Raw genomic sequence first — 12,447 nt, 5'->3', positions numbered from 1 at the left:
ATTTTCTTTATGATTTCAATGCGTCATTAAAATGTATAGTTAACACTTAACCCGAAAATCCTTCCGCTATAAGCACGAAATAAGATCTTATCAATATCTTTATCATACCTGTTGGTGGCACCCGGCACAAGTTGCTGCAATTCTCTGGCTGTCTTATTTCCTGTATTGTCAGTATAGCCTAAATAAGAATTAAAGTTGTTGTAATATTCTTTTACCCTGTTGAAAAGATTCCTTACATTAAACTTCACTTCAAGATTTCTGTTTCTTAAAAGTTTATAGGATACCTGTGCATCTGCCACCGCGTAAGGACGTTGAATTTCTTCTGCATTATAAGAATATCCTACTGTCATATACTGATCTCCTTTTGCATTGTATAAAAAATTAAATCCCAGCCTTTTTCCATCATACATTAATCCTACATTATATGCATAAGGAGTCTGTCCGTAAAGAGGTCTATCCACTTCATAGGTTTCGTCATTCTCGCCTGTTTTATACTGATCTTTAAAAGCAATTACTTTCGTTGTATTGTAGGTGAAATTTCCACTTATAAAAAGTCTTTCAAATAATGATCCTTCCGCAATAAATCCGAGGTTTTTCCTTACCTCTACTTCTACTCCTTTCAGTTTTGCATTTTTTGAATTTCCATTGTACAAGGATAGATTTCCATCATTGGAAAGGCGGCCCTCACGTTCAATAGGTCTGTCAATATCCTTGTAATACAATCCGGCAGAGAATATCTCCCCCAATCCAGGAAACCACTCAAATTTGAAATCGTAATTATTCACTGTAGATGATACCATCTGTGTATTGAAAATCTGTCCATTCGCTATCGGGTCAAAATAAGGTAATCCGGTTCTCTCATTAAACTGAGGACGAATAACAGTTTTGTTGTAAGCAAGCCTCAGGTTTATTTTATTGGTGGGGCTATAAGTAAAATTGGCAGAAGGCATCCATTGCCATGGTTTATCATCAACTCCTACTCTGGCAAAATTATTGGAATCATTCTTAGACTCGATTTGCTGAGAAATAAGATCATATTGAAAATATTCCGCACGTAATCCCCATACTAACCTGAATTTATTGTTCCAGCGGTTGTCAAACATCACGTATGCAGCATGCTGCTCAACTTCACCCTCATACTTACCATCATCCATGTACAATGGTCTGGTCTCCCATCCAATTCCCCCAGGTACATAATGAGAGCCATCAAACCAATCGGCAAGAGATCCATACATTTCCAAAAATTTCGGATTCGGAACATCCCGGTTTCCATCTACTCTCAATAAAAATTTCTGCTGTTGATTTGTATTGGTTTTTGAGGCTCCTGCATATCCTATCTTAATATCATTTTTAAAATTTCCTCTGTCAAAACCCCATTTAAAAGATGCTCCATAATTATAATCTGTTTCTTTGCTGGTAATATACCCTCTTGCAAAATCACTTGCAGAATTATTGGCGACATGATAATTCATGATTTCACGTCCTACAAATTTGTATAAAGTCCTGTGCTGAGTATAATCCTTAGTGTCTGATGAAACTCCCGTTCGGGCAGCAAACCAGTTGATTTCCATATTCCCTATCTTATGGCTTCCTTCCAGCTTATTTTGTAAAAACATCTGATAAACAGGATATACTGTATTCTCCGTAAAAGGCTTATCTAATGATGGAATTTTTGATGGATCATTATTGGGAATTATCCCGTGATAAAAATAATTATAGGCAGCTTCTGCATTGGCTGGCGAACCACTTCCATTGGTGTTTTCATCCCATCCTGTAATTCTTGTCAGTGTATTATCATAGATATGGGTATATGAATTACGGAATGAAATTCTACTCTTTCCCAACTGTAATCCAAAATTCAGCATTCCTGCCACCGTCGAATTATAATTATAGGATGCTCCTGTATTCTTAAAATTATAAAAAGGCATTTTTCCATTGGCATCAAAAGCAGTCTCTGTAGTATCCAGCCAGCTTCCTCTTCCTGTATGATCTATATCCAGCTTATTCTGTTCATTTCTGATAATGAATGCTCCGGCAAAGCCCCATTTGCTATTATTTTTAAGAGCGTAAGTTCTTCCTAATGCCAATTGCCAATTGGACCCCATATCTCCCCTTGTCTTATATGTCGTGAAATTATCATTCCTGAACTGGCTGGACTGTTCAAAAAACATAGGATTGTTCCAGTTCATTGCTTTAAGACCCTGAGGAAAATCTCTTGTTCCGTCATCGTACCCGAAATAATCATACTTTCCTCTTTTACGGGTCAGAAATTCTTTGAAAGCAGACTGATCGTTATAAGAAGTTCCCATACTTACAGTGGTAAAATTTTCATTAGGAATATCTTTAGTTCTTACCTCTACAAACCCTCCTGCAAAATTGGCATTCATATCCGGCGTTGCAGATTTACTTACAACAACACTTTCCACCATTGCTGTAGGAATAATATCGAAAGAGAAATTCTGATTATAGGCTTCGGTACTGGGCAGGTTGATCCCATCCATCGCTGCGGTATTCCATCGTTCTCCCATAGACCTTACGACTACATATTTGTTATCTATAGTGGTGATTCCCGTTACTCTCTTCAAGGTTCCGCCCACATCATTATCAGGAGTTTTTGCAATCTGTTCGGCAGAGATTCCATCACTCAACTGGGCCGCTTTCTTTTGCTGGGCCAACAATCCTGCCTGAGTATCTGCTTTACGCGTTGCCGTTACCACCACTTCTTTGATGTCAGTAATTTTATCAGAAACCCTGTTCAGTGCAAAGGAAACGGTATTCGTTTCTTTATTGATGATTGATAATTTTTCTACCCTGAGTGTGTTATATTTAGACGCTTTCACTGTCATGTTATAAAGTCCTGAAGGAAGGTCTACAGAGAAATCTCCATTATTATCTGTTACTGCTGTTCTTCCTGCAATATTTATTTCTGCACCCACAACAGGATTTCCCACTTCATCCACTATTTTTCCGGAAATACGCCCGTTTCCCGGTACAGAAACATTAGAATTTTCATATTTTATTGAAATGAGATCCCCATGTAAGCGGAACACTACAGGAAGCCCATTGATAATATCTTTCAGGCAATTATTAATAGAAGAATTTTCACATTTTACCCCTTTTACCTTCAGCTCTTTAATATCATATTTTGAATAAGCCAGTCTCATTCCTGTTTTTCCTGCAAATTCTTCCAAAACTTCAATTAATGGTCTGCTTGCAGGAACAGAAAACGAAACTTTCTGAACCAATTCCTGTGCTTCTGCTGCAACAGTAAAAAATAGGGCTGCTATGGTAAAACCACATTTCAAACTTTTCATACGTAAGTGTTCTCTTTTGATTAAGGTTATCTGATTATTTAATTTTTTGATGGTTATTTTTTCAGGATGTAGATATTATCGTTTTTCTGAACTTCAAATCCCAGGATAAAGGCAAGGGCATCAATATTTTCACTGACAGTTCCTCCTGTAAAATCTGCTGTGATTTTTTTATCCTCCACTTCTTTTGGGTAATGAATTTTTGTACTATAATTACCTTCCAATACTGTAATTACCTCCTTTAAAGGAACATCGTTAAAGCTTAAAGACAACAGCTTAGGATGCTGTTTCCCTGATACTCTGTCAGGAGCGAATGAAATAATAGCTGTGGTACGGGCAACGCCCAGATTCGTCCATTTCTGATTCGGTTTCAGATAAGAAACAGGAACTCCAATGGAAGATACAGCCACCTTCCCTTCATAAAGATCTACTGCTTTTTTCTTCCCGGACTGAGAAACTTTAAATATTGTTCCCAATACTTTTGTACTGAAACCTTCTGCATGAACAATAAATGGATGAGATTTTGATTTTGCTACAGAAAAGATAGCATCTCCTTTTAAATCCACCATTCTCGTAGATGCAGGAAATGATTTTGCCACCGTAAGTTCTGCTCCGGGCAGTAAAGTCACTACAGATCCGTCTTCAAGATGAACAATTCTGTTTTCTGATACTGCTAGATAAACATCCGGCTTTATCAGTGTATGATACGTCAAAATCCCTCCCAGTGTTAAAAACAGAATAATGACCGCTGCAATTTTGTAGACATTCTTCAGAAGATGATTTCTGTATCCTATTTTTTCATAAGGCACAAAATAATGCTCCAAACCTGCCAATACTCTTTCTTTAGATTCCTGCAGATGAACTTCATCCAGACCTTTTTCTGCATGGGCTTTCCATTTCTTTACAATTTCCATTTCTTTTTCAGAGGTTTTTTCCCCTGAAACTTCACGTGTCCAAAGTTTGAAAACAAAGGCCTCGATATTTTTATAATTAAAACGTCTCATAAAATATTTCATAGTATTCACCGATACTTCTATCAATAAGACTATGAAAATGAGAAACTTCCCCAGCGCATTTTTAACGTTCCGTTCATATTAAGGCTAAAACTCAGATATTTTTCAACCTATTTTACATTTACTAAACATTAAATTCACAATTAAGGGATAATTTTCAGAAATATTTAACCATACCATAATTAAAGTTCACAAAAAGTTAATTTTCCTTTAGGTAATTTTGTTGCATTAATATGAATCTAACAGACTCTACTTTATTAAAGAAAATAAAATCAGGCGACCGCCCTGCATTTATGTTGTTGTATGACCGATATTGGGATAGTTTATACCGCTTTGTATTTGTAAGGACAAAGGATAAAGAAGCCTCTGAAGAACTGCTTCAGAATTTATGGATAAAGATCCTTGAAAATACAGAGATGATACAAACGGATGAATCGGAAAGTGCAAAAGGTTACCTGCTCCGACATCTGCATTATCGTATCCTTGATTATTATAATAGCTTTAAAAAAGCTCCCCCTACATTGAGTATTGATGAATTTGATATCCCTTCAGAAATAGATATTTCAGACACTGAGTATTTTGAGATTCTTGAGGAAAATGAAATCTCGGTCTTACTATCTATGATTGATGAAGTAGTTTCCCACCTTCCAACCACTGAACAGCAGGTCTATGATATGAGGATCCGAAAAAATATGTCTGTTAATGAAACAGCGGAAGCACTTGGAATAAGCAATAAGACGGTTAGTAATAAACTAAGCAAATCCCTTGGTGAAATTCGCGAACAGCTTAATCCAGATTATCAATCTTCTAAAAAATTAATATCCATTTTAATGCTGATGGAACTCCTCACAAAATATTGATAAAAGCCTGAAGATGAAAATAATTACTTTTTATTAATAAATAACATTTATATTAAAAGTCTTCAACAAACTTAGAAAACAGGCCACTGAGCTGATGTAAAGTTCAGAATTTTAAAATCCGCATGCTCAAAATCTATACTTTCATCATTATTGGTAAAAACAATAGTTTTCATTCCGGCTGCTTTAGCTGCTTTCAATCCTGAATGGCTGTCTTCAATCGCAATACAATGCTCAGGTAATATCCCTAATTGTTGAGCAGACGTAAGATATACAGCTGGATGAGGTTTCCCCTGTTCCTCAAATTCTGATGAATGAATGGTATCAAAACACTCACGAACCTGCAGTTTTTCAAGAACAGCATCTGCAACACGTAAAGGGGCATTGGTAGCCAGTCCTATTTTATATTCTTTGCCTTTAAGATCTTTAATAAATTCTTGTATCCCGGATATGGTACAATTCTCAGTTTGAATCAGTTCAATTACTTTAGATACAACTTCCTGTTCTACCGAAGAAACATCCAAATTTTTCCATGGAAATTTTCTGTACCAGAACTCTGTAACCTCTGTTGTAGTCATATATTTGGTCTGTGCAGCCAAATCATCAGTTATCTGAGCTCCATAAGACGAGAATACTTCCCGTTCTGCCTTTGCCCAGAAACCTTCAGAGTCTACAAGAACTCCGTCCATATCAAAAATCACAGCTTTTAAAACCATAGATAAAAATAAATTTAAATAATGAAGTCTATTACTGGCTGATTTTATACACACATCGTTGTCCCCCAGAAATAATATGATCTACCCTTTCTACATTGTATTCCTTACCAATCAATGACTGAAAGTTTGATAGTTCCGCCCTACAAAATCCCTGGCATTCTGTAGCCGCCGCACAAATCGGGCAATGATTTTCGATCAGGAAATATTCTTTTCCTTCTTTCTTCCATTCTGCCATATATCCTTCTTTGCTTCGGGCTTCGGCAAGAACTTCCAGGCGTTGTTCTAAATTTTTTGTCTTAGCAAGGTCCTTTTCATATCGTTCGTGGGTATTTTTTTCCCGGTCACTAATTAACAGGTCTAATGCATTTTCCCCTAAAATATTTTTTACAGATTTTAAAAGCTGAACCGTTACTTCAGCATGAGTGTCCGGAAATTGAGCCAATCCCTTATCCGTAAGGATATAATAAGTAGATGGCCGGCCTACTCCTTCACTCTTCATTGTCGGTTCAATCAATCCGGCTTCTGCAAGGTTCAGTAAATGCTTTCTCGCTCCCTCTTTCGTGATGGATAATTCTTTAGCAATCAGAAGTGAAGTAGCTTCCCCTCTCATCTTTAAAAACATCAGGATACGATCTGCTGCCGGTTTCTTCATTTGACAATATTTAGGTTGTTTTATTTTCAACAACAAAGATAGTCATTTTCTATAATCTTAAAATATTAAACACAAAACGATAATTATCAACACGTTACAAATACAAATCATGCCATCTATAAAACAACCAAAAAGTTGTTTTATTCAAATATATTGCTACCTTTGTCCAACATTAATCAAAAATAAATGCACATGAAACCATTTACACTACCTCAATTATCTTATGCTTATGATGCTTTAGAGCCATTTATCGATAAAAATACAATGACTATTCACCACCAGCGTCACCATCAGGCCTATGTAGATAACCTGAATGCGGCTTTAGAACAGACCCATGAAACCAATCCTGATCTTGATTCCTTATTACAAAGAATCAGTGAATATAGTCCGGCCGTAAGAAATAATGGTGGTGGACATTTCAATCATTCTTTATTCTGGGAAATCCTTTCTCCACAACCTAAATTAATCCCTGAGGGAAAACTGAATGAAGTCATTATCTCCACCTTCGGAAGTCTTGAAGAACTTAAGGCAGAAATGAAGAAGGCAGGACTTGGGCAATTTGGATCCGGCTGGGTTTGGTTGTATGTAAAATTCAATGGATCTCTTGCGGTAAGTTCAACTCCTAATCAGGACAATCCTATGATGGATATTCTTCCGGTGAACAGAGGATTTCCAATCCTTGGAATTGATGTTTGGGAACATGCCTATTATCTGGCTTATCAGAACAAAAGAGCAGATTATCTGGATTCTTTCTGGTCTGTATTAGATTGGGCATCTGTAGAGAAAAAATATGAAGAAGCTCTTTCAAAAATAAGATAGTAAATACTAATATTGCTAACAATGGATACCCAGACTTTCGTAAATAAAGCAAAAGCTTCCGGCATTATTGCTTTTGACTTTTTAGACTATAAACCCACTACTGAAATTGTGGAATTAGATATCAAGAATCATCTTTTTATGGGAATGATCGTCAAGGAAAAGGAATTTAAAGAATCAATTGCAGCAGTAGATTATTCTGTGTACAAAAACAAAGCTGTTGGAATTATTTGTTCAACCGACGCTATTATTCCGCCTTGGGCCTATATGTTTCTCATGGAAAAACTATCTCCTTATGCTGCTTATGTAGATTTAAACAACGCTGAAACCGTTCTCCTTGATCTCTGGAAACGTCGTTTAATTTATGCAGACCTAAGACATTTTAAAAACCAGAAAGTAGTTGTTAGAGCTAATACCTCCCATGACCCTGCTCTGTATTTATTAGCCACTGAACTTTTAAAACCATTAGTCAAAAGCCTGATGTATGGCGAAATAGGGTTACCCAAAGTAATTTTCAAAAAATAAAACAAAATGAAAGCAATCATATTCAATGGATCTTTGGAAAGAAGAACAGAATCCACTTCCGGACTGATCTCTGCTTACCTATCAGAGCAGCTGAAAGCGCTTGGAATTCACACTGATGTTTTTACGCTTGCAGATTCCGGAATTCCTTTATTTGATGTCACACTCAACAAAACACCTCTGGCTGTTGAACGGATGACACAAATGTTTCAGGATGCAGATCTTCATTTCTGGCTAGCTCCACTCTATCATGGAAGTATTCCGGGAGTAATGAAAAATTGCCTAGACTGGCTGGAAGTAACAGCTAATACCTATGAGCCTTATCTTACAGACAAAACCATAGGTCTGGTATGCTGGGCAGATGGTTTACAGGCCATGCAGGGAATCAATGCGATGGATGCCATTGCCAAATCATTACGGGCATGGCCTCTTCCTTTCAGTGTTCCGATTCTCAGAACATCATTATTTGACAACGAGAATCCAAAGCAGATCTCAGCATTCTATTCCGGTAAACTTGATAAGCTTATCAGCATAGCTACCACAAAGAAAATAGAAAAAACGATAATAAATCAATCATAACATGATAGAAACAGATATACTGATCATTGGTGCCGGCCCTGCAGGGTTATTTACGGTTTTTGAAGCCGGCCTTCTCAAAATGCACTGTCATATTATTGATGCATTGCCACAGATGGGAGGCCAGTTATCAGAATTATATCCCAAGAAACCCATTTTTGATATTCCGGGATTTCCGAGTGTATTGGCTGGTGACCTGATTGATAATCTTTATGAACAGATCAAACAGTTTGAACCCGGATTTACATTTAATGAAACCGCTGTACATCTCCTGAAACTGGAAGAAAATCTTTTTGAAGTAATTACAGATAAAGGAACAAAACATAGAGCAAAGGCTGTTGTAATTGCCGGTGGCCTGGGAAGTTTTGAACCTAAAAAACCACCTATTGAAAACATTTCCTTGTATGAAGACCGTGGTGTCAATTATTTCATCAAACGTCCGGAAGATTATGCAGGAAAGCGTGTGGTGATTGCCGGAGGCGGAGATTCTGCCCTGGACTGGACTATACATCTTGCGGAAAAAGCATCATCATTGACTTTAATTCACAGACGAAATGAATTCAGAGGAGCTCTGGATTCAGTAGAAAAAGTAAAAAAATTAAAGCATGAAGGAAAGATCAATCTGATGACTCCGGCAGAGGTTATTGGCCTTAAAGGCGAAAATTCTCTACAGGAAATTGTAGTGGAAAAAGAAGGAGCGATTCAAACCATTGAAGCCGATCATTTTATTCCTTTATTCGGATTGGTTCCTAAGCTTGGACCTTTGACTGACTGGGGGCTGGAACTTGAAAAAAACGCAATTAAAGTGGATAACGGTACAGATTTCCAGACCAATATTGGAGGCGTTTATGCTGTAGGCGATATCAATACTTATCCTTTTAAAATGAAGCTAATCTTATGTGGGTTTCATGAAGCAGCCATTGCTTGCCAAAGCATTTACCAGCGGCTGAATCCTAATAAAAAGTTTGTTTTAAAATACACTACCGTAAGCGGTGTTGAAGGTTTTGACGGAACGAAGAAACAAGCAGAAAAACAAGTAGTAGCAACGATTGACTAATATCCATGAAAGATGAAATAACAATTACAGTGACAGATCAGACCGGTATTCAACATACCCTGATCTGTCCACTGGAGATGGGACTTACTTTAAAAGACATCTGTAAAGCCTATGAACTTCCTATGGAAGCCATGTGTGGTGGTATGGCGATGTGTGCCACCTGTCATTGTTATATTCTGAATGGAGCGGCCTCATTATCTGAGAAAAATGATGTGGAAGAGGCCCTTCTTTCAGAATTATTCACCACCAAGGAAACCAGCAGATTGGCATGTCAAATCTATCTGACTGGTCAAATGGATGGACTCTCCATAGAAATTGCAGCAAATTAACAGATTCAAGATCAAGTTTGCACAGTTTATGATATAATAAATTGTTGGAACTGTTTTAATTAAGTTTAGTAGGGATTTCTAAAACAGTATGTTGAAGAAATCCCTTTTTTACAACATTTTAAAAATAAAAATATGGCAATTAAAATAACTGATGACTGTATCAATTGCGGAGCCTGTGAACCGGAATGCCCAAATTCAGCCATTTACGAAGGCGCCATCGACTGGCGTTGGCAGGATAAAACCAAACTTTCGGGTCATATCACCTTCCCGGATGGAACTGAAGCTGATGCAGGAGCTTATAATCAGGCGGTTTCGGATGAGGTCTATTATATTGTCTCTGGAAAATGTACGGAATGTAAAGGTTTTCATGAAGAACCTCAGTGTAAGGCTGTTTGCCCTGTAGACTGCTGTATTGATGATCCGGACCATCGTGAAAGTGATGAAGTATTATTTGACCGGCAGAAATTTATGCATGAAGTTTAATCTTTCATATATTATTCATTAATTTATTTTGTAACAATGACTTAACCTATTTCTACTAATCGGGAAACGAAATATCATCAATAATTTAAACCCAATACTATAAATTATGAAACCGGTATTATTTTTTCTCGTTATGCTCTCTGCTTTAATATCAGCTCAGACAGATGTTCCAAAGCTCAAAAAAGAATATATTCAGCTTTTAGAAAAATCCAATTATGGTAATAATCCAAAAGCAGGTAAATATTATGATATTAATGGAATCAAAATGTATTGTGAAATCTATGGAGAAGGCCAGCCCTTGCTTCTCATCCATGGAAATGGGGGCTCAATTGTAGATTTTTCTAAACAAATCCCCTATTTTTCCAAACATTATAAAGTGATTGTTGCCGATAGCAGAGCACAGGGAAAATCAATAGATAAAGGAAACGCTCTTACTTACGAAATGATGGCTGATGATTATGCGGCACTCCTTCAGACAATGAAAATTGATTCTGCTTTTGTGATGGGCTGGAGTGACGGAGGAATTAACGGACTTTTGCTAAGCATGAGACATCCGGAAAAGGTAAAGAAACTCATTGTTACCGGAGCTAATTTAAAACCGGATTCTACAGCAGTACAACCTGATGTATTTAAAAGAGTGAGTGATAATTATGCAAAATTTAAAGAGGTTTTTGCCAACAAAAAAAACAAAACAGATCTGGATGATATGGTTTTCAAGCTTAAAAGATTATTGAGTGAACAGCCCAATATAGATCCAAAAGCTTTAAAGAGCATTAAGGTTCCTGTTCTTGTAATTGGAGGAGATAATGATGTGATAAAACCGGAACATACCCTGGAAATCTTCAGAAATATCCCTAAAGCCAATCTTTGGATTTTACCCAACTCCGGACATGCTACTTTAGTGGTTTATACAGATGAATTCAATGCTAAAGCAGATACTTTTTTTAAAACAAAATTCAGAACTATTAAAGATCGGGATCGTGAGTTTTAATAATAGCCACGCTATAATCAACATTATATTTAAATTTCTTCAATCTATAAAGGCGGGTTTCAATCCGCCTTTTAGTATTTAATCCGGTTTTAGTCCAAACTTACTTTCCTTTAATTTCATGATATATCTTTTGAGTAAAAGGTGTATCAAGATGAACATCTGTTCCATATTTTAAAACCGCTCCGGCAAACAATTCCAGTTCGTTATCTTTCTTTCCGGAATGAATATCCAACTGTAAGGATGTTGGAGTTTCAAAAGGAAATGTAGATGCTTTTTCAAAGGTTCTTTCTATAATATCTTCCGAAAGGTGAATTTGTTTTTTATCTGCAATCTGTTTTATTTCCTTCATAATTTCCGTTGCTTCAGCTTTCTGCTGTTCATCAGTACATACGGTTCCTATGGATGAATTATGTTTGGCTGTTACCAGTCCAAAGCTGGCAATGAAAATAAACTTCGTCCAGATATCGGCTAAGGAATTATCTTTAAAGTCAAAGTCAATCTTGCTTTCTTCAAGCAGCTCTGTTACCCATGCAACATCACTTGAAAAATGTTCAGGATCTCTTCCTACAATCATTTTCCCAGCTTTTCCTTTATGTTCCACTGTCCCTCTTTCTTTGATATGAGACGCTACATAAATACAGGTTGGTAGAATAATGTGGTCTGGAATTATTTTTCGGATTCTGTCATAAATGTCTGCTCCATTCATCATGGGAAGTACTATTGTCTCTTTGGTAATAACCTCTTTAAGTTGTTTACAGACATTTTCAAGATCATATTCTTTTACACAGATCAAAACCAGATCGGGATTTTTAATATCGCTGATATTCTCCTCAATCGCATTAGGGCGAGTCCGGTCATTGGGATGCTCCGGTGAAAGTAATACTAATCCATTTTCTTTTACTTTATCATAAGTTTCTCCTCTAGCCACAAAAGAAACAGTATATTTCCCGGAAGTTTCGTTAATCTGATTGATTTTAAAACCAAAGTATCCCCCTACGCTACCACTAAGGTTGCCAATGCTACTACAAGAGTTTTGATATAAGTACTTTTCATGTCTATTTTATTTTAAGGTTTTACAATGTTTTAGAAGAAATAATTAGCGCCGAACTGATATCTGATTCCAT

The 12,447-nt window shown here is 36.7% G+C and carries 13 protein-coding genes; 8 read left to right on the top strand and 5 right to left on the bottom strand.

Translation table 11 applies throughout. From position 1 onward, the window contains the following. Window positions 1–26 precede the first annotated feature (26 nt). Both NBX25_RS15105 and NBX25_RS15100 read right to left on the bottom strand, forming a co-directional pair. Window positions 27–3,314: a TonB-dependent receptor gene (locus NBX25_RS15105; RefSeq protein WP_250254236.1), complete on the bottom strand. Its 3,288-nt coding sequence runs from the start codon at window positions 3,312–3,314 to the stop codon at window positions 27–29. Between the two features lie 53 nt (window positions 3,315–3,367). Then, entirely contained in the window at window positions 3,368–4,315 is a 948-nt protein-coding gene (locus NBX25_RS15100) for a FecR family protein (RefSeq protein WP_250254235.1), read from the bottom strand. 242 nt (window positions 4,316–4,557) lie between these two features. Between NBX25_RS15100 and NBX25_RS15095 the strand changes: the two genes are divergently transcribed. Then, window positions 4,558–5,184 carry an RNA polymerase sigma factor gene (locus NBX25_RS15095; RefSeq protein ID WP_250254234.1) on the top strand — a complete coding sequence of 209 codons (627 nt, stop codon included), beginning with the start codon at window positions 4,558–4,560 and terminating at the stop codon, window positions 5,182–5,184. A gap of 71 nt (window positions 5,185–5,255) precedes the next feature. On the opposite strand, the gene hxpB is transcribed toward NBX25_RS15095, so the two are convergent. Together hxpB and NBX25_RS15085 are read right to left on the bottom strand one after the other, a co-directional pair. Next, window positions 5,256–5,897, bottom strand: a complete 642-nt coding sequence (hxpB, locus tag NBX25_RS15090; RefSeq protein ID WP_123908057.1) for a hexitol phosphatase HxpB — start codon at window positions 5,895–5,897, stop codon at window positions 5,256–5,258. Window positions 5,898–5,928: 31 nt separating this feature from the next. Then, window positions 5,929–6,549, bottom strand: a complete 621-nt coding sequence (locus NBX25_RS15085; protein ID WP_250254233.1) for a helix-turn-helix transcriptional regulator — start codon at window positions 6,547–6,549, stop codon at window positions 5,929–5,931. A gap of 192 nt (window positions 6,550–6,741) precedes the next feature. On the opposite strand from NBX25_RS15085, the gene NBX25_RS15080 reads away from it, so the two are divergent. From NBX25_RS15080 to NBX25_RS15050, 7 genes are all read left to right on the top strand, one after another. Then, entirely contained in the window at window positions 6,742–7,368 is a 627-nt protein-coding gene (locus NBX25_RS15080) for a superoxide dismutase (RefSeq protein ID WP_123908058.1), read from the top strand. A 21-nt stretch (window positions 7,369–7,389) separates the two neighbouring features. Continuing rightward, the gene (locus NBX25_RS15075) at window positions 7,390–7,890 is read left to right on the top strand and encodes a DUF2480 family protein (RefSeq protein ID WP_123860343.1); all 501 of its coding nucleotides are present in this window, start codon (window positions 7,390–7,392) and stop codon (window positions 7,888–7,890) included. Window positions 7,891–7,896: 6 nt separating this feature from the next. Then, window positions 7,897–8,466: an NADPH-dependent FMN reductase gene (locus NBX25_RS15070; protein ID WP_250254232.1), complete on the top strand. Its 570-nt coding sequence runs from the start codon at window positions 7,897–7,899 to the stop codon at window positions 8,464–8,466. 1 nt (window position 8,467) lies between these two features. Further along, window positions 8,468–9,520, top strand: a complete 1,053-nt coding sequence (locus tag NBX25_RS15065; protein ID WP_250254231.1) for an NAD(P)/FAD-dependent oxidoreductase — start codon at window positions 8,468–8,470, stop codon at window positions 9,518–9,520. A gap of 5 nt (window positions 9,521–9,525) precedes the next feature. After that, window positions 9,526–9,849, top strand: a complete 324-nt coding sequence (locus NBX25_RS15060) for a 2Fe-2S iron-sulfur cluster-binding protein (RefSeq protein ID WP_123860340.1) — start codon at window positions 9,526–9,528, stop codon at window positions 9,847–9,849. 132 nt (window positions 9,850–9,981) lie between these two features. Then, window positions 9,982–10,332: a 4Fe-4S dicluster domain-containing protein gene (locus tag NBX25_RS15055; protein ID WP_123860339.1), complete on the top strand. Its 351-nt coding sequence runs from the start codon at window positions 9,982–9,984 to the stop codon at window positions 10,330–10,332. A gap of 106 nt (window positions 10,333–10,438) precedes the next feature. Continuing rightward, entirely contained in the window at window positions 10,439–11,323 is an 885-nt protein-coding gene (locus NBX25_RS15050) for an alpha/beta fold hydrolase (RefSeq protein ID WP_250254230.1), read from the top strand. A gap of 100 nt (window positions 11,324–11,423) precedes the next feature. Here NBX25_RS15050 and NBX25_RS15045 read toward each other — a convergent pair whose 3' ends face one another. Beyond that, entirely contained in the window at window positions 11,424–12,341 is a 918-nt protein-coding gene (locus NBX25_RS15045; RefSeq protein ID WP_250254366.1) for a ketopantoate reductase family protein, read from the bottom strand. Between the last annotated feature and the right edge of the window lie 106 nt (window positions 12,342–12,447).

The sequence above is a fragment of the Chryseobacterium sp. Marseille-Q3244 genome (assembly GCF_940807095.1).
Lineage (GTDB): Bacteria > Bacteroidota > Bacteroidia > Flavobacteriales > Weeksellaceae > Chryseobacterium.
Note: the sequence above shows the minus strand (reverse complement) of the source record. Positions and strands in the feature narration are given on the sequence as shown.